General features: G+C 68.0%; 16 protein-coding genes and 1 pseudogene. 9 read left to right on the top strand and 8 right to left on the bottom strand.

The window, feature by feature from the left end; translation table 11 throughout:
- Positions 1-76: 76 nt before the first annotated feature.
- Together JQX13_RS50560 and JQX13_RS50555 are read left to right on the top strand one after the other, a co-directional pair.
- Positions 77-724: an RNA polymerase sigma factor gene (locus JQX13_RS50560; RefSeq protein WP_203406528.1), complete on the top strand. Its 648-nt coding sequence runs from the start codon at positions 77-79 to the stop codon at positions 722-724.
- Entirely contained in the window at positions 711-2054 is a 1344-nt protein-coding gene (locus JQX13_RS50555; RefSeq protein ID WP_203406527.1) for a FecR domain-containing protein, read from the top strand. Before JQX13_RS50560 ends, JQX13_RS50555 begins: the two co-directional genes overlap by 14 nt.
- A gap of 6 nt (positions 2055-2060) precedes the next feature.
- Here the strand turns inward: JQX13_RS50555 and JQX13_RS50550 are convergent, their stop codons facing one another.
- A complete protein-coding gene (locus JQX13_RS50550) occupies positions 2061-2969 on the bottom strand; it encodes a hypothetical protein (protein ID WP_203406526.1) in 909 nt (302 codons plus the stop codon).
- A 197-nt stretch (positions 2970-3166) separates the two neighbouring features.
- Here JQX13_RS50550 and JQX13_RS50545 point away from each other — a divergent pair, with 197 nt between their 5' ends.
- Positions 3167-4237 carry a methyltransferase gene (locus JQX13_RS50545; protein ID WP_203406525.1) on the top strand — a complete coding sequence of 357 codons (1071 nt, stop codon included), beginning with the start codon at positions 3167-3169 and terminating at the stop codon, positions 4235-4237.
- A gap of 176 nt (positions 4238-4413) precedes the next feature.
- Here JQX13_RS50545 and JQX13_RS50540 read toward each other — a convergent pair whose 3' ends face one another.
- Both JQX13_RS50540 and JQX13_RS50535 read right to left on the bottom strand, forming a co-directional pair.
- Positions 4414-5289 carry an alpha/beta fold hydrolase gene (locus JQX13_RS50540; protein WP_203406524.1) on the bottom strand — a complete coding sequence of 292 codons (876 nt, stop codon included), beginning with the start codon at positions 5287-5289 and terminating at the stop codon, positions 4414-4416.
- A complete protein-coding gene (locus JQX13_RS50535; RefSeq protein ID WP_203406523.1) occupies positions 5286-5927 on the bottom strand; it encodes a TetR/AcrR family transcriptional regulator in 642 nt (213 codons plus the stop codon). The genes JQX13_RS50540 and JQX13_RS50535 overlap by 4 nt, the downstream gene beginning before the upstream one ends.
- A gap of 473 nt (positions 5928-6400) precedes the next feature.
- On the opposite strand from JQX13_RS50535, the pseudogene JQX13_RS56705 reads away from it, so the two are divergent.
- The 5 genes and pseudogenes from JQX13_RS56705 to JQX13_RS50515 form a co-directional block, all read left to right on the top strand.
- A pseudogene (locus JQX13_RS56705) lies at positions 6401-6583 on the top strand (P-loop NTPase fold protein); the annotation flags it as partial.
- 170 nt (positions 6584-6753) lie between these two features.
- A complete protein-coding gene (locus tag JQX13_RS55085) occupies positions 6754-7077 on the top strand; it encodes a hypothetical protein (RefSeq protein ID WP_239014359.1) in 324 nt (107 codons plus the stop codon).
- Positions 7078-7517: 440 nt separating this feature from the next.
- Positions 7518-8279 (top strand): hypothetical protein, encoded by a 762-nt coding sequence (locus tag JQX13_RS50525; RefSeq protein ID WP_203406522.1) that lies wholly within the window; start codon positions 7518-7520, stop codon positions 8277-8279.
- 392 nt (positions 8280-8671) lie between these two features.
- The gene (locus tag JQX13_RS50520; protein ID WP_203406521.1) at positions 8672-10315 is read left to right on the top strand and encodes a GMC family oxidoreductase; all 1644 of its coding nucleotides are present in this window, start codon (positions 8672-8674) and stop codon (positions 10313-10315) included.
- 138 nt (positions 10316-10453) lie between these two features.
- Entirely contained in the window at positions 10454-12463 is a 2010-nt protein-coding gene (locus JQX13_RS50515; RefSeq protein ID WP_203406520.1) for a S8 family serine peptidase, read from the top strand.
- A 529-nt stretch (positions 12464-12992) separates the two neighbouring features.
- Here the strand turns inward: JQX13_RS50515 and JQX13_RS55790 are convergent.
- Entirely contained in the window at positions 12993-13115 is a 123-nt protein-coding gene (locus tag JQX13_RS55790) for a hypothetical protein (protein WP_275424969.1), read from the bottom strand.
- Between the two features lie 12 nt (positions 13116-13127).
- Here JQX13_RS55790 and JQX13_RS50510 point away from each other — a divergent pair, with 12 nt between their 5' ends.
- The gene (locus tag JQX13_RS50510; protein ID WP_203406519.1) at positions 13128-13655 is read left to right on the top strand and encodes a YkgJ family cysteine cluster protein; all 528 of its coding nucleotides are present in this window, start codon (positions 13128-13130) and stop codon (positions 13653-13655) included.
- Here JQX13_RS50510 and JQX13_RS50505 read toward each other — a convergent pair.
- The 4 genes from JQX13_RS50505 to JQX13_RS50490 form a co-directional block, all read right to left on the bottom strand.
- Complete coding sequence (locus JQX13_RS50505) at positions 13639-14103, bottom strand: CBS domain-containing protein (RefSeq protein WP_239014358.1); 465 nt, start codon at positions 14101-14103, stop codon at positions 13639-13641. The two genes, JQX13_RS50510 and JQX13_RS50505, sit on opposite strands and share 17 nt — an antisense overlap.
- 41 nt (positions 14104-14144) lie before the next feature.
- Positions 14145-15104 carry a sigma-70 family RNA polymerase sigma factor gene (locus JQX13_RS50500; RefSeq protein ID WP_203406518.1) on the bottom strand — a complete coding sequence of 320 codons (960 nt, stop codon included), beginning with the start codon at positions 15102-15104 and terminating at the stop codon, positions 14145-14147.
- Between the two features lie 153 nt (positions 15105-15257).
- The gene (locus JQX13_RS50495; protein WP_203406517.1) at positions 15258-17369 is read right to left on the bottom strand and encodes an alkaline phosphatase D family protein; all 2112 of its coding nucleotides are present in this window, start codon (positions 17367-17369) and stop codon (positions 15258-15260) included.
- A 111-nt stretch (positions 17370-17480) separates the two neighbouring features.
- Positions 17481-17876, bottom strand: coding sequence for a DoxX family protein (locus tag JQX13_RS50490; protein ID WP_203406516.1), 396 nt, complete (start codon positions 17874-17876; stop codon positions 17481-17483).
- Positions 17877-17912: the final 36 nt, after the last annotated feature.

Genomic DNA, 17912 nt, shown 5'->3' with positions numbered 1-17912 from the left:
TCTTCCAGTCACGCTCCTCGTGGTACCCGGACACCCGGGTTTCCAGCCTTTCGCGTCGACGAGGGGAGCAGCCGGCATGGAGGGGACAGTGGAGATGTCGTTGGGCCCCTCGCTCCGAGACGGGCCGTCCACCGCCCTTCCTCCGGTGGACGAGGCCCAACTCCTGATGCTCGTGCAGCGCGTGAGGGAGGGAGACCTCACCTCCTTCGACCGGCTCTATCATCTCACCCGAACCGACGCGGCCCGCATCCTGCGTCACCTGGTGGGCAACCGCACCGAGCTGGAGGACCTGCTCCAGGAGACCTACCTGCGGCTGCTGACCGCGCTGAAGGGCTTTCGGGGCGAGTCCCGCTTCCGGACCTTCTTCTACCGGGTCTGTGCCAACGTGGCGCTTTCGCACCTGCGGTGGAGGAGGCGCCGGCCAGAGGACCCCTTCGCGCAACCGCCCGAATCCATCCATCCCGGGGAGGACCCGGAGCGCGCGGTGGCCCGGCGCCAGGCGGCGAAGCTGGTGGAGCTGGCGCTGGAGCGGCTCAAGCCCAAGAAGCGGATCGTCTTCGTGTATTACGAGCTGTGCGGCATGAGCCCGGAGGAGATCGCCCAGGCCGTGGGAAGCTCACCCAACACCGTTCGCAGCCGCCTCCACCATGCGCGGCTGGAGTTCAACGAGGCCATGCGGCGACTGCTCGAGACTCGCGCTGGAGGTCCCCATGGCTCGCCATGAGGTGGAGGCGCTGTGGGCCCTGGCCTCGGGAGAGCTGGACGCGGAGGCTCGCGCCCGGGTGGAGGCGCACGTCGCCAGCTGCGGAGCGTGCGCGCAACGGCTCGTGGAGGTAGGGGAGACGCGGAACCTGCTGCGAGTGGCGCGGGAAGAGCCAACCACGGTGCGGTGGGCGAAGGTGGATGACCGAGTCCTGTCGATGGCCGCCCGGCGCTTCGGCCAGCGCGAGCACCGGTCACGCGGGCTGTGGATGCTGGCCGCGATGGGGGCCTGCGTGACGACGCTGTCGCTGCTGATGCTGGGTCCCGGCACGGCGCCCCGGGTGGAGGTCGGGCCTCCCACGCCCTGGGTTCGCGAGGCGGACGGCACGGAACGAGCGCTCCAGGCGGACTCGGGCCTGCGGGCTGGCAGCACCGTGAAGACTCCCGCTCGGGGAAGCGCCCGGCTGCGACTTCCCGACGCGAGCGGCATGCTGGTGTCGGCCGACTCGGAGGTGGTGCTCTCCCGCGTCTCGGCGGATGACGTGCACCTGCGGGTGATGCGGGGGCGCGTCGCGGTGCGGGCCTCGCACGCCGAGCGGCGCGGCTTCATCGTGGAAGCGGAAGGCCTGCGCGTCTTCGTGGTGGGCACCGTCTTCTCCGTGGAGCGCACGCCCGCGGGGCCCGCCGTCTCCGTGCTGGAGGGCAGGGTGAGGGTGGAGGCAGAGGGCTTGCGGCCCGGTTTCGCCACCGCGGGTCAGCGCGTGGAGCTCCACTCCAACGAGCGCACGTGGAGGCAGCTTCCGCTGTCCATCGAGGACCAGCGGGCCTTCGAGGCGCTCGGCGTCCAGGTAACGCCTCCCGCCATCGCCGAGCCCCCGGCGCCACCGGATCCTCCGGCTCCCGAGCGCTCCACGACGGCTCCCCGGAAGAAGCCCGTGTCCACGCCCACCCCGGTTGCTCCTGGGGAGCCCGAGACGCGGTCCTCGCCCGCCGGTACGAAGGATGCCGCGGAGCCCCCGCGGACATCTCCTCTCCTATCGGAGGGAGGCTCGCTCACGGCCGAGCAGGAATGGCAGCGCTTCCCGGCGCCGCGCGAGGTGGAGGAGCGCTTTCTCTCTCATGCCCGCACGGCGGTGGACACCCGCGGGTGTGAGAGCTTCCTCGTGGGGCTCGAGGAAATCGCCGAGGAGAGCCGGGAGCGCCCGTTGCGTGAGGAGGCGCGCTACCTGCGCGCCCGCTGCTTCGAGGCCCGACTCTCCCCGGCCCAGGCTACGGCCGAATATCGCCTCTACCTGAAGGAATTCCCCCACGGCCGCTGGTCCGAGGAGGCCCGCGGCTCGCTGTCGCCGTGAGGGGCTTCAGCGCTGGCAGTAGCTCGGCATGCTGCTCGGGAGGCCTCCCGCGTAGGGCGACGGCACGGTGCCGTAGGGATGCGCCTGGAAGAACTGCCAGACCGCCGCGCGCGCGTCCGTGGGGATCGAATGCCCGTTGCCGTGGTTGCAGAGCATGGCGAACTGGGACTTCGACTTCAGATCGTTGTAGTAGTTCTGGCTCATCGTCTGGAAGTTGATGAAGACCTGGTCGGACGGCCCTCCATGGAAGATCATGCTGGCGAACTTGTTCGCCGGGTACTGCGTGGGGATCGTGGACGTCCTTCCGCCCGAGTACGTCGCCACGCTCGCGATGTAGCCGGAGCGGCGATAGCTCATGTGCGTCGTGTTCAGGCCACCCGCGCTAAAGCCCATGCTGTGGATACGGCTCACGTCGATGCCGACCTTCTGGATGGCACAGGCCAGCACTTCGTCCGCCACGCGGAAGTCATCGTCGCGTGAGTTGGACGAGACATAGAACCAGGGGAAGGTCCCCGCGGCGGGATCCCGCTCCGGCGCCGCGACGATACCGCCCAGGGCCTTGATGGCGTTGATCTGCGTCGTGCCGATGCCCGTGGTGGCCTCCGTCGGAGAGCTGCCCGTGCCGTGCCAGTAGAAGACGAGCGGGCCATCCAGAGTCCTGGCCGCGTCCGACATCCAGATGCGAACGTTGCGTGCCTTGATTCCCGACGGCTGGAAGGTCAGCGTCCCCTCCTTGAACTCGGGACAGGGGCCGGTGGGTTTCGGAATGTAGGTCGGAGAGGGCTGGGCCAGGCTGGCGCCGCTGCTTGAAAGTGTTTCGGTGTGTCTGTCTTCCGCGCCACTCCTCTCGAAATCCTCTTCACCACCACATGCGGAAACGGTCGCGACGAGCACGGCGGCAAGAACTCTCTTCATGGCAACGACCTCCTGGGGGAGCGACAGCGGTCAATGGGAGGACTCCATTTGACCATTCTTCAATCCGCTTACAAAGCAAACCGCTATATCGGGAAAAATCCAGCAATTCGCGTTCTCCCTCCTCTGGTGCTTGTCACAATCGGGTTCCGCTCGTGACACATTCCCGATGTACAAGGACGCCACACCTAGGAAGGAGCATGCATCCCATGATCGACGCGACCCGGCCACCCATCACAGACCCGACCCCGATCTTCGATTTCTACCGGGGCAGTGCCGGCACCGAGTTGCTCACGGCCTCGGTTTCGCATTTCGGTGTCTTCGAGCGTCTGGCACGTGAGCCGCGCCGCTTCGAGGCACTGCGCGCCGATCTCCACCTCGCCGAGCGGCCCGCGGTGGTGCTGGTGACGGCCCTGCGCGCCATGGGGCTGATCTCGCTCGATGCGGAAGGACGGCTGTCCCTGACGCCGCAGGCCCGCGAGCACCTGGTGCCGGGTTCGCCCTTCGATATCAGCGGGTACATCGGGCTCTCCGCCAAGGCGCCCGGGGTCCTGGAGATGGTCGAGCGGTTGAAGACGAACCGCCCGGCCGGCAGCGGGCCCTCCCAGGAGGGGGCCGCCTTCATCTACAGGCAGGGGCTCGAATCGGCGATGGAGAAGGAGCAGAGCGCCCGGATGCTGACCCTGGCTCTCGCGGGGCGAGCGAAGAACGTCGCTCCGGTGCTCGCGGCCCGCCACCCCCTTCCGGAGGCTCGCGTCCTCCTCGACGTGGGCGGGGGCACGGGCATCTACGCCATCGCCTGGCTCCTGCGCCACCCGACGCTCCGGGCCATCGTGTGGGACCGCCCCGAGGTGCTCAAGGTGGCCACCGAAATCGCCACGGCTCACGGAGTGGTGGAGCGGCTCACGTGTGTACCCGGGGACATGTTCGCCGACCCGGTGCCCGAGGCCGACGTGATCCTGCTGTCGAACGTGCTGCACGACTGGGACGTTCCCCAGAACCGCACCCTCATCCGGCGCTGCGCCGAGGCCCTGCCTCCCGGGGGGAGCCTGCTCGTGCACGACGTGTTCCTGAATGATGCGCTCGATGGACCGCTTCCGGTGGCGCTCTATTCGGCCGTGCTCTTCACCCTCACCGAGGGGCGGGCCTACAGCACGGCGGAGTACCGGTCCTGGCTGCGAGAGGCGGGCCTCGAGCCCGGCGCGGTGGTCCCGACCCTCGTGCACTGTGGCGTGTTGCCGGCGCGCAAGCCGGGCCGGCCCTCGCTCTGACGGAGTCCCCGTCAGCCGGGCTTCCGGACCCAGGTCCCGAGGGTGGGCAGGAGCCGGCGGTAGGTCTCCAGGAGGTCCTCGGGCCATCGCCCGCTTCATCATCGTGGAGTCGCGGAATCTCTCCCATCAGCAGTGAGACGAAGCGCTCCACGCTCCAGAGGGGCCCCTCGCCCGCGTCAGCTCGCGAGCAGGAATCCACTGATGCGCTCCGACAGCCAGCGTCGGAATGCATCCGTCGTGGGGGGGCAGTGCCTGCAATTCTCGATGAGCTCCGTGCCAGCGAGCGTCGGAAAGAGCTCTGGCGCGCGTGCGAGGAGTTGCTGTCCCGGGAAGCTCACATCCGTGTCCGCGCCCAGCACGAGCGTGGGCGCTTTCAATCCCTCGAGCTCCTCCGGCTTCGCGAGCGCCGGTACCCGCATGTCCATGTTGAACGAGCGGAGGGCGTCGCCCAGGTAGGGGACCCAGTCGTCATCCGGGGTCGTGAGCAGGTGACGGACGAAGGCCTTCAGCCGCCGCTCGGAGGGTGACAGGCGATACAGCATCATCGGGAGGCCTATCTTGGTGAATCCCTCCCACGATGAGCCCCTCACCACACCCGCCGGGACGAGGAGCACGAGCCGATCGATGCGCTCCGGCGCGAACGCCGCGAGGCGGATGGAGACGAAGCCGCCCCAACTCACCCCCACCACGTGCGTCCGTTTCAGCGAGAGCCCATCCAGGACGTCCGAGAGCCACTCGCCGTACTCGTTGTTGGAGACGGAGGGCCGTGCGTCCACGCTCTTCACCGACTGGCCGATGACGTCGACGGCATGGACCCGGAATCGCTCGAGCAGCGGCTCCAGCTCCCTCAGCACGTGCGCCGAGCTCGCCATCGCTCCGTGGAGCACGACCACGGGCGGTGCCCCCTCCGGCCCTCCGACGAGGACATGGGTGTCTCCCAGTCGCGTCTTCACCCACCTGCTCTCGGTGGGCACCTCCAGCCGCTCCCGGAAGCGGTCGAACCATTGCAGGAGCACGGCCTTCGCCTGCTCGCCTCTGAACGCGGACTTCATGGCTTCCTCCTTCTGGGTGGCTTCTCACCCGGACGCAGGCCCTCGAGGTGCTGGTGGACCAGACGCTCGACCAGCGTCACCGGTGAGTCATGCGCGCCCTGCACCCACGAGATGAGGGCGAAGTAGAAGAACGAGAAGTACGCGACGGCGAACACCGCGCCGTCCACGCCGGGCCGGAGCTCTCCCCGCGCGCTCGCCTCCTCGGTCAGCCGGACGATGGCCCCATGAACCCCGTGGACCTGGGCGTTGAACTTGCGCGCCCACGGCTCGTCCGCGAAGAGCGACTCCTTGAGCAGGGTTCGCGACAGCTTGGGGCGCCGCTGGTAGTACCGGAACACGGTGCGGGTCAGCTCGGAGAGCTGCGTCTCCAGCGAGCCCGTGCCGAGCCCGGCGACCGCGCTCCGCAGCGTCTCCTCGAGGTCATCGAATAGCGCGGCGTGGAGCAACTCCCGCTTGTCTCCATAGTGGTGGAGCACCGTCCCGGCGGACACCCCCGCGCGCGCCGCGATCGCCCGCAGGTTCGCCGCTTCGAAGCCCACGCTCTCGAACTCCGCACGCGCCGCCTCGAGGACCGCCTTGCCGGTGGCTTCCTTCTGGGTGGCTCGGCTTCCGCCCTGCTTCCTGGGCTCGTTGGACATGTTCAATGAACATGTTTAATGAACTTCCGCGCGGTGTCCAGCGAAACGACGAAGCGGCTCGGGACTCTCACCGGCAGGCGACGGACCTCAGGCCCGGACGACGTACAGGACGGCGCCAGGGGTGAGCCCCGTCCGGCAGTGGACTCCGTGCTCCAGGTGTTTCCAGCGACGAAGGCCCGGAGTCAGCTGGAGGCCGCTCGGGCCGCCCTCGAAGCCGCGACGACGCGGGCAGAGAAGGCGCGGCAGCGGGTCGCGGTGGCCGAGGCTGCGGTGAGTGCTCCCAGGACGGCCGAGCGGATCGCCCGCTTCATCGAGGAGCGCATCACCTCCAATGAATACCGGCGGGAGTTGGGGGTCCTCCATCTGGTGCGCCGTGACTTCGAACGCCTGTCCCGGTACATCCTGGAGCATCGAGAGGGTTCGCGAAGGAATCAGCCTGGCGGGCAGCCGGGTCTGGGCGGACTGTCCTCTACATCGACGACCTCGACCGCTGCCCTCCCGAGCGGGTCGTCCAGGTCATCGAGGCCGTCCACCTGCTGCTCGCCTTCAAGCTCTTCGTCGTGGTCGTGGCTGTCGATGCGCACTGGGGGGGCGAGGCGCTCTCGAAGAGGTTCGACTACCTGGGCGATGGCCGACGTCCAGGCTCTGGCGCGACCGTCCATGACTATCTCGAGAAGATCTTCCAGATACCGTTCTGGCTCCCTCCGATGGATGTGGCTGGGTGCAAGGAATTGATCGAGGACCTCTGTCCCTCGCGTGCCCCATGGACGGGACTGGCGCGCCCCGTCGGCCGTTCTCCTCCCCAACAAATGAAGGCACCTCTCCGGTGCGAGAGTCGCTCCGAGCGTCCGGGCCGTCTGCTCCTCCCGAGGTGTCCGCGCAGTCGGATGCCCTGGAGATCGACGCTCTCGAGGTCCAGTACATGCAGCGCCTGGTGGGGCTCATTCCAAACTCGCCCCGACGGGTGAAGCGGCTCCTCAATACCTACCGCCTGCTCAAGGCCTCCACGACGCTCGAGGAGTACGCACGTTTCGTTCGCGGCGAGCGCGAATCGGGACCATATCTGGCCATCATCCATCACGCTGCTGGTGTGCGTCATGGGGGCGCCGGGGCTGTCGTCGGGAGAGGTGCTGCGTCGGCTGGGCAATGATTCGAAGCAGGGCCTGGACGAGCTCATCCGGGAACTCGAACGATGCGAAGGCCTCGAGCCCGTCGAGCGTCGGCGGGTGGTCGAGGCCTTCAGGGTGTACCGCAGGGCATGGCGGCTCCATTCACCCCCCTGGTGACAACTGACACCACCCCCGAAGAAGCGGTGAGAGCCCCTGGCACGGGCATCAAACCGACCTGTTCACGGGGGGATCCATGGATGACGACCTTCTTCCTTGGTCTGTGATGGCTTCCCAGGTGATGACAGGAGTCACCAGGGGGCCGGGCCTCGGCCTCGCCCGGATTCGACCCTGGTCGATGGCTCCGCGATGCCGAGGTTCAAGAACATCCGGCACTTGGGATTTTCCGGGAGCGCCCCACATGCCCTGGCATGTCTCCTGCTATCGACAGGACTCGCGCAATCTGACTCGAGAAGGTGGACCTATGAAGGCCGGATTCAAGTCCCCGAAGTTCTCCCTGCCTACCAACAACCCCTTGACCAGGAGCCCCACACCGCCGCCGAAGCCCTCCGTGTTCAGCAAGCCGGCCCCCGCGCCGCGCACGCCGAGCCCGAATCCTCCTGACGTCTGGAAGGGCAAGTCAGGGATGGACGCGCCCGGTGGTCTCAGGTCTCCGCCCCCTGTTCCGCCCAAGCCCGCCAAACTCTCCGCGCCTCCGGTTCCGCCCAAGCCCGCCAACCTTCGCCCCGGCGCGCCGAATCCGTTCGCGAGCCCCTCCGGTCCGCAGGTGACCCAGGGGCCGGTCACGAGGCCAACCACTCCGCTCGGGCCACCCACGGCGGCTGATTTCACGCCGCCCGCCAGGCCGTTCAAGAACACGAACCGGCCGGTCATCGGTATTCATACGTACAATCCCCCCAAGCAGGACATCCCTGGCACCCGGTTCGACCACATCAACCCGTCGCAGCAGCACGTCAGTAATCAGATCGTTCAGCAGAAGCTCGATTCCTGGAAGGCGAACGGGGTGCCTCAGCCGATCTCCGTGCCGGTGTACGTCGCGCCGAACACGGGCAAGTTGACGATCGCCGGTGACGGACACCACACGTTCGTCGCCGCGATGAAGGGCGGCTACCCCATGGATCTCCACCTCGTGAAGATGCCAGGAATGGGTCTGCCCGCGCTGCACTCTGACTGGCAGAAGTGCACGTACGCCGATTTCCAGAAGGGCTCGCAGTGGGTTGGCTGAGCCCGCGGACAGCGCGTCGCTGAAGTAGGGCGCCGTCCGCTCCTTCAGCTCGTCCGGCAACCGGGCCTGCCTGGCGTGGTAGTCCGTCTCTGAGAGGATGATGCTCCCGCGAGGCGCTCCTCTCATTGGCAGGTAACCCAGGAGGTGATGGACGGCGGGCAGGTCCTGCGTCCCCTGCTCGTCGCCCGGGTATTGTGACGCGGCGCCAGGACCCGGTTCTCGCCCGGGAACAGGGCCTGGCCGCCGAGCATCCAGGCTATCGCCGCTGTCCCTCGCGCCCCCCGGAATGGCCGGGTCCGGGGCAGTCCGTGAGCTCTCCTCGCGAGGAGGGGAGCGCATCCAGCGCGGTCCTTGTACTCTGTGAAGTATCCCCGGTGGGGGGGGAGGACACGATGGACTTCGACTGCGACTGGCTCATCATCGGCTCGGGCTTTGGCGGCAGCGTGAGCGCCCTGCGACTGACGGAGAAGGGCTACCGCGTGGTGATGCTGGAGAAGGGCCGGCGCCTGCGGGCGAAGGACTTCCCCAGGACGAACTGGAACCTGAAGCGATGGCTGTGGATGCCGCGGCTCGGGTGGCGTGGTCTGTTCAAGATGACCTTCTTCCGCCACGTCACCGTGCTGTCCGGCGTGGGCGTCGGAGGCGGCTCGCTGGTGTATGCCAATACGCTGCCCATTCCCAAGGATGACTTCTTCCAGGCCCGCTCCTGGGGAGGACTGGCGGACTGGAAGACGGAGCTGGCGCCGCATTACGCCACCGCGCGCAAGATGCTGGGGGCCACGGTGAACCCGCTGCGCACCCTGCCGGATGAGATCATCCAGCAGGTGGGCAAGGACATGGGCCGCGAGGACTTCCAGTCCACCATGGTGGCCGTCTACTTCGGTCAGCCCGGGGTGACGGTGCCGGACCCGTACTTCGGCGGCGAGGGCCCCGAGCGCACGGGCTGCAACTCGTGTGGCGGCTGCATGACGGGCTGCCGCTTCAACGCCAAGAACAGCCTGGACAAGAACTACCTCTACCTCGCCGAGAAACGAGGCCTCGTCATCCACGCGGACACCGAGGCCACGTGGGTGCGCCCGTTGCCCGGTGGCGGCTACGAGGTGGAGGCACTCGAGGGCACCTCGAGCTTCTCGCGCCGCGAGCGGCGCTTCACCGCGCGCCAGGTCATCTTCTCGGGCGGTGTGCTGGGGACGGTGGACCTGCTGCTCAAGCTGAAGGCCCACCCGGACGGGTTGCCCCGGTTGTCGGACCGGCTCGGCGATGGCGTGCGCACCAACTCGGAGGCGCTGATTGGCGTGGTGGCCGGCAAGCGCTTCCGCGACAAGGATTTGTCCAGGGGCATCGCCATTGGCTCCATCCTCCACACCGACGCGCACTCCCACCTGGAGCCGGTGCGCTACTCCGCGGGCTCCGACTTCTTCCGCACCCTGATGGCGCCCCACGTGGGCGGCGCCACCGTCTTCTCGCGCCTGGCGAACGTGGCGGGGCTCTTCCTGCGCCACCCGCTCAAGATGATCGGCTCCTGGTTCACCCGTGACTTCGCCCGGCGGTCGATGATCCTCCTCTACATGCGCACGCTGGACGGGCACCTGAAGATGCGGCGCGGACGTGGGCTCTTCACCGCGGGAACCAAGGGGCTCACCACAGGCCTGCAGGAGGGTCCCGCGCCCACCGCGAACATCCCCGAGGCCTCCGAGCTGGCCCACCGGGTGGCGGAGAAGCTGGACGGCATGCCCATGACCATGGCCACCGAGACGCTGATGGGCATCCCCACCACCGCTCACATCCTCGGGGGTTGCTGCATGGGGGACTCGCCCGAGACGGGTGTCATCGACCCGCGGCACCGCCTCTTTGGCTACGACGGCCTGTACGTCGTCGACGGCTCGGCCATTTCCGCCAACCCGGGCGTGAACCCCTCGCTCACCATCACCGCGCTCGCCGAGCGCGCCATGACCTTCATCCCCGCCCGCCAGCAGGTGGACGCCGGGACCGAGAAAACGGAAGCCGTCGCGCGGTCCACCGCGCTCGGGGCGTGAGCTCCAGGGGAAGGACTTCCGAGGACGATCGGATTCAGAGAAAACGAGTTTAGCGGGCTTGACCGCTTGGTCTCCGAGGACTTATTCCACGGAGTGCCCTCGTTTTCTTCACTCCCCGTTATCGCCTCGGAGGTTTGCATGAAGTTGAAGCTGACTCAGGCCCTGTTCACCTGCTCGTTGCTGGGTGTGGCCGCGTGTGGTGGCCCGCTGCCCGAGGAGGAGGGCCTTCTCCCGTCCAAGGAGGTGGGGCAGGTGGCCCAGCTCCTGCGCAAGGCGAAGTCGGTGCCGGACGAGTACATCGTCGTGCTGCGCGAGGACATGAAGGACGTGGCGCTGCGCGGCTCCGCGGACATGGCGCGTGAGATGGTGGTCGCGCGCGGTGGCCAGGTGCTGCACACGTTCGAGCGGACGCTCAAGGGCTTCTGGGTGAAGATGCCTCCGGCCCAGGTTCGCGAGCTGCTGGCGGATCCGCGGGTGGCGTACATCGAGGAGAACGGCATCGTGTCGGTGTCGGCCACCCAGACGAGTGCGACGTGGGGCATTGATCGGATTGATCAGCAGAGCCTGCCGCTCAGCAAGACCTACACCTACGACTTCGATGGGACGGGGGTGCACGCGTACATCATTGATACCGGCATGCGGCTGACGCACTCGCAGTTCGCCGGGCGGGTGGGCGCCGGCTTCGACTCCATCACCACCGGAGGCACCGGAGCGGACTGCCACGGCCACGGCACGCACGTGGCGGGCACGGTGGGCGGCACGACCTGGGGCGTGGCGAAGAACGTGACGCTGCACCCGGTGCGCGTGCTCGACTGCTCGGGTTACGGCTCGGACGCCCAGGTCATCGCCGGCCTGGACTGGGTGACGGCCAACCACATCAAGCCGGCCGTGGCCAACATGAGCCTGGGGGGAGACGCGTCGCAGGCGTTGGATGACGCGGTGGAGCGCACCATCGCCGCGGGCGTGGTGGTCGCCGTGGCAGCGGGCAATGACAGCTCGAGCGCCTGCGACTATTCGCCGGCGCGCACGCCCAACGCCATCACCGTGGGCTCCACGACCAGCAGCGACGCGCGCTCGTACTTCTCCAACTACGGCACCTGCCTGGACATCTTCGCGCCGGGCTCGAGCATCACCTCGGCCTCGAACTCCAGCGACACCGGCAGCACGTCCATGAGCGGCACCTCCATGGCCTCGCCGCACGTGGCGGGCGCGGCGGCCCTGTACCTGAGCGCCAACCCCTCGGCCACCCCGGCCCAGGTGACGGCGGCGCTCACCGGCGGCGCCGTCACGGGCAAGGTGACGAGCCCGGGCACCGGCTCGCCCAACAAGCTGCTCTACACGATGTTCATCACCGGAGGAGGCGGCGGCGGTGACACCACGCCTCCCAGCACGTCCATCACCGCTCCGGCGGCGGGCTCCACGGTGAGTGGGACCACCACCATCAGCGCCAACGCCTCCGACGACGTGGGCGTGAGCAAGGTGGAGTTCTACCTGAATGCCAACATCATTGGCGTCGACACCACCTCGCCATACAGCTTGGAGTGGAACACCTCGAGCGTGGCCAACGGCAACTACTCGCTGACCACCAAGGCCTATGACGCCGCCAACAACGTGGGCACCTCGTCCGCGGTGTCCGTCTCCGTGAGCAACGGAACGAACGGTAACTGTGGCACCACCGAGCAACTCCTGGCCAACCCTGGCTTCGAGAGTGGCAACACGGGCTGGACGGGCTCCTCGAGCGTCATCGACGGCTCCACCTCGGGCAGCGCGCCGCGCACCGGCAGCTACAAGGCGTGGCTGGATGGCTACGGCTCGGTCCACACCGACACCCTCTACCAGCAGGTGACCATCCCCTCCACGGCCTGCGGCGCCACGTTCAGCTTCTGGCTGAAGATCACCACCTCGGAGACCACGGCCACCACCGCGTATGACACGCTGACGGTGCAGGTGCAGAACGGCTCGGGCACGGCTCTGGCGACGCTGGCCACCTACAGCAATCTGAACAAGTCCTCGGCCTACGTGCAGAAGTCGTTCGACCTGAGCGCGTACAAGGGCCAGACCATCCGCGTCTACTTCAAGGGCGTGGAGGATTCCTCGCTGAAGACGAGCTTCCTCATCGATGACACCGAGTTGAGCATTACCCGGTAGTCGCCCGCTCCAGGGCTCGAGGTTCCCAGCGGCGCGGGGCGGCAACAGGGCCCCCGCGCCGTTTTCGTTCTACTTCTGGGTGAACGTCGTCAGCCATTGCAGGTTGGGATCGATCGACCACGAATAGGTCCCGGCGAGCCACTTCTGGTCCAGCATGTTCTGGCTGGCAAGGCATCCGCCCTGACGCATGTAGCATGGTCGCCGCGACGTAGCCGCGGCTCGCCATCTTGTCGACCGCGTTCAGCGCCGAGGCATTGTCATACGACTCCGAGGTGCCCACCAGGTAGACGAAGACCGGGTAGGTGCCCGTCGAAGCCGGCTCCTTGCCCCGGATGTTGTATGTCGTGTTGCAGGAGGAACTGCCGCCCAGGTACGTCGCCGTGAAACTGTTCAGGGTTTGCGCCCCAGCGGAGTTGCTCCACGCCATCGACACGAGCAGCCCCGGAACGATGTTTGCTCCGACCGTTCCCCTCATGATTTCTCCGTTTCTCATGATACGAGAATGGCCGGGATGTAAGGTCAAATCAGGTCAGACGTCAAACTCGGGTTTTCCATGGCGGATGGCGTGGCGCGTCACATCCCCGGTGTGTCTGGGCTTCGCCTCGGGGTCCGGCTCGGTCACCGGCTCCGAGCAGCGGGCGGAACGCAGCAAGATGTCTCGTGCATGGAACCACTCTCCGAAGAGCAGCGGAAGACGTTGGAAGCCCTCTACCGGCGCATCGACGAGCGGGTGTCGTCCATCACCGGGAGCCATGCCTGGTGGCCCTGTCGGAAGGGGTGCGATCACTGCTGCCGCCACCTGGCGGCGCCGCTGACCGTCACCCGGATGGAGTGGACGTACCTCTGGGAGGGTTTCCAGGCGCTGTCCGCCGAGGCGCGAGCGGAAGTCCGGGCTCGCGTGACGGAGCTGCACGGCACGCAGCGGCCCTATACCTGCCCATTCCTCGAGCGCGAGTCCGGCGGCTGCCGGGTGTACGCGCACCGGCCCCTGGTCTGCCGCTCCTATGGCTTCTACATGAGCCGGGGTACGGGCAACTGGTGCCAGCTCATCCAGGGGCTGCTCGAGCAGCACGGGGACGGAGACATCGTGTGGGGAAACCAGGACACGCTGGAGGAGATCCTGGCGCGCCTGGGGGGCGCCACCCTCTCGCTCTTCGAGTGGTTCGAGGCTCCGCCTACAACGGGGTGTTGAGCTCCTTGAGGACCTCGCCCGCGTGCCTCGCTTCTCCCGGCACCATGGCCAGATCGTCCAGGCTGATGAGGCCCACCGGCTTCTTGTAGCCATCGAGCACCACCAGACGCCGCACCGCCTTCTCCTCCATCAGGTGCTCGGCCTCGGAGAGGGGGGCATCCGCGTCGCAGGTGATGACGGCGTGGGTCATCGCCTCTCGCACCAGGGTCCGGTTGGGATCCTTGCCCGCGGCCGTCGCGCGCACGGTGATGTCCCGGTCCGTCAGCATCCCCACGAGCTGCTCTCCGTCCATGACGGGCAGGGCGCCGATGCCATACGAGCGCATCCGCTCGGCCGCCTCGCGCAGGGATTCACTCGCCTCGATGGTCTCCAGGCTCTTCGTCATCAGGTCGCTGATCCGCATCTGGTGCCGCCTCGGTGCGCTCCGGGTCTCCGTGTGTTCCTTCATGCTCACGTGCGAGTCCTCCACCCTGTGTGTCCCGTCCCGGCTCAGGCCGGTGCATGCAGCCCGGGCTCCGCGCCCAGCCACGTGAAGTCCGGCATCCGCTCGTGCAGGTACTCCCGCATGCTCGAGATCAGCCCCGCCTCCACCTGGCGGGCCCGCTCGCGGCTGACGTGGAAGTGTTGGCCGATGGTCCGCAACGTCTCGGGCTCCTCGGCCAGCAGCCGGTGCTCCAGGATGTAGCGCTCCCGCTCGTCGTGCAGCTCGTGGGCGAACGAGTGGACCTTTTCCTGGAACCAGTGCGTGAGCTCCCGTCGTCCGAGCTCCTCATCCACGGCGGGCGTTCCCGAGGGCAGCGCACGTCCCGGAGTGGGGCGGCCGTTGTCGTCCTCGGGGGAGACATCGAGCCGGACCTCGTCGTGCCGCAGCCGCTGGTCCATCTCGACGACGTCCTCCTCGGAGACGCCCAGGCGAGCGGCCAGTTGCCGGGGGGTCGCCTCCTGCCCCGCGGCGAGCAGGCGGCCCTCTTCTTCCCTCATCCGGAAGAAGAGCTTGCGCTGCACGTCCGTGGTCCCCAGCTTCACCAGCCGCCAGTTCTCGATGATGAAGCGCAGCAGGTAGGCGCGGATCCACCAGGCCGCGTAGGTGCACAGCCGCACGCCGCGCTCCGGTTCGAAGCGCTCCACGGCGATGACGAGGCCGAGGTTGCCCTCCTGGATGAGGTCCATCAGGAGGAGGGGGGCGCGGTGGTGCTCGCGTGCCAGCTTCACCACCAGCCGGAGGTTCGAGGCCACCAGCCGGCCGCGAGCCTTCGCGTCGCCGTCCCTCCGGGCCCGCCGGGCGAGCGTCGCTTCCTCCTCCCGGGACAGCAGGGGATGGCGCCTCACCTCCGCCAGCCACGGCTCGAGCAGCATGCGATCATCGGGCGTCAGCTCCCCGCGGTGGGAGCGGCGGGACCGCGATGACCGCACCAGTCGGGCGGGTCGGAAGTGGGGGACCGACAACATGCGTGCACCTCTCGCCGGGTCATGGTCGATCTGCGACCGCCACCGCCCTGATGCAGCAAGCGTGCGAGGTGCGGCTCCTTCGAAGAGGTGCTCGGCCGCCCGCAAATCCTGCATGCGTGCGTGTGGCCGAGCGCAGAAGGTGCGGAGGCCCCGTCAGGCGTCGGTGAGGGCACCGTCGCGGACGCGGAGGGCCTTGTGGGTGAACTTCCCGGCGAGCGCTTCCGGCTGGTTCGCGTAGTTGGTCTTCACCTCGGAGTTGGGGATGAGGTGGAAGGTGGCGAGCGCCTCGTCGGCGCGGACCTCGAGCACCACGAAGCCATGCGCCTCGGCGTTGGTGAAGGCGATGCCGGGGTTGTTCGCGCGCAGGGTGGACTCCATGTCGGTGACGACGCGCCGGTAGACGGAGCTGTCGGCGGGGAAGCCCGCGGCGAGCACCGCGGCGCCGGCCATCTCCTTCACCGAGGTGGACGAGATGGCGGGAGCGGTGAGGGTCGGCACGCCGCCCTCCACCGAGGCATGGGAGGAGTGGATGTCCCCGGAGATGAAGAGCGCGTTGCGCACGTTGTTGTCGCGCAGGTACTGGAGCAGCTCGGCGCGCTTGTTGGGGAAGCCGTCCCACTGGTCCACGTTGAAGTAGAAGCGGGTGCGCAGGTTGGCGGGGACGTCCGTGAGGTCGCTCAGGTTCCACACCATGGAGGTGAGCGACACGGAGCTGACCACCACCTTCCAGGTGTTGTCCGAGCGCACCTTCTCGCGCAGCCAGGCCTCCTGCGTGTCGCCCAGCGCGTTCTCACTGGCGCGCAGCGACTTCGCGTAGCGCCAGCCGGAGTACAGGTCATAGGTCTGCTTCACCACGATGTAGCGGGAGCCCAGCTGGCCGAACAGGTCCGTCTTCCCCATGTGCGCGTAGGCGAGCCCGCGGGGCTTGTCGGTGGGGCTGATGGTCGTGGCGCTCACCTGGGCGAGCACCTGGTTCACGTACAGCAGGGCCAGCTTGCCACGCACATGCTCCCCGGCCTGGGCGGTCGCCGCCCCGGCGTCGAGCCCGGCATCGAGCGCGAGCTTGCCGTAGACCTGCTGCAGCACCGCCTTCTGCTCGGCGTACTCCGGCGCGTCGATGTCCACATAGGCGTAGTCATCGGACGTGAGGACCGTGGCCACGCCCGCCTCCCCGAGCGCCGTGTCGTCCATCACCACGGTGCCGGGGTAGGCGTTCTCGGGGATGAGGTGGTCCGGCCGGTAGGTGCGGTAGTCGGTGAGGAGCAGCCGCAGGTGCTTGCCGTAGTCGAAGTCCCGGTAGATGCGCGTGTCGGGGTAGCGGGGCGTGCTGTCCACGTCGATGGCGCCCGCGCCCGACTGGGTGGTGTCCAGCGGGATGTATTCGAAGAAGGCCTGCTCCGCGTTGCGCTTGCGCTCGTCGGAGCGCTCGTTGGCGCGGCCATCCGAGTACGTCGCCGTCGAGCCCCAGCTGTCGTCGGAGAACTCGTGGTCATCCCAGACGACGATGAAGGGGTAGCGCTCGTGCATCCGCTGCAGGTGGCGGTCCGAGCGCAGCGTCTTGTAGATATCGCGGTAGTTGGAGAGCGCCGCCGCGGCGTGGTACTGCCCTCCGCCCAGGGGCAGCGCCGAGGCGGTATCGCTGAAGCTCACCTTGCGGGCCTCGTCGGGCGTCTGGAACGAGGTGTCGCCGGTGGTCTCGTAGATGTAGTCGCCGAGGAAGACCACGAAGTCGAGGTCCTCGTCGCGCTGCAGCAGGTACTGCCAGGTGTTGTAGTAGCGGCCGATGAAGTCCTGGCAGCTGGCGAAGACGAATCGCACGGGGACGTTCTCGCCCTGTGCCGGCGCGGTGCGGGTGCGGCCCACGGGCGAGGCGTACCGCTTGCCGTCCTGCTCGTAGATGAAGCGGTAGTAGTAGGTGGTCCGCGGCTTCAGGTTCGTGACCTTCACCTTGAGGGCGTGGTCATGCGCGGGCATCGCCTGCAGGTCGCCCAGCTCGAGCACGAGCGTGGCGAGCCCGGCATCCGTGCCCACCTGGAGCGAGAGCGGGGTGGCGGAGTCCGGGCGCTGGGGATCCACGGCGCGTGTCCAGAGCACCACGCTGTCGGAGCGCGGGTCACCGGACGCGACGGACTGGGGGAAGTGCTCCGGGCTGGGAGTGAGAGGGGCCGGGGAGTCGTCTTCGTCCGGGGAGCAGCCGAAGGCGGTGCTGGCGGCGACGGCGGCGATGCACTGCAGGATGGTTCGACGGTGGAGTTTCTGGCTCACGTGGGCCTCCGCTGAGAAGGGCCGTGAGCGTAGCGCAGCCCTTCGCGAGGCATTCGTGACACACGCCTCTCGGTCCGGTGACTTCCGGGAGACCCGCCATGTCGCCGTGCGTCAGGCGCGGTGACGCACCTTCGAATCGAGGCTGTAGGGCCCGGCGCCGATGAGCATGGCCGCGAACAGCACCGAGAAGTAGAGCAGCGCCAGCTCCATGCGCGCGAAGGGGTCCGCCCGGTGGCGGTAGAGAGCCACCACCATGGTGAAGGTCGCGAACGCCGCCGCCGGCCGGGTGAAGAGTCCCAAGGCCAACAGCAGGCCGCCCAGCAGCTCCGCCAGCGCCGCGCACCATGCGAAGAAGGTGGGGTAGGGGAAGCCGAGCGCCGCCACGCCCTCGGCGAAACGTCCCATGCCCCCCGTCACCTTGGGCAGCCCATGAAGAAGGGCTAGCGTCAGGCCGAACACCACCCGCACCACCGTCCACCCCAATGTCGCTCCACGCGAGCCCATCATGACTCACCTCCGCCCGAAGCCGTGTCCTTCTCGCCA

The sequence above is a fragment of the Archangium violaceum genome (genome assembly GCF_016859125.1).
Classification (GTDB): Bacteria; Myxococcota; Myxococcia; order Myxococcales; family Myxococcaceae; genus Archangium; species Archangium violaceum_A.
The sequence above is the reverse complement of the archived record's forward strand: the minus strand, read 5'-3'. Positions and strand labels throughout refer to the sequence as shown.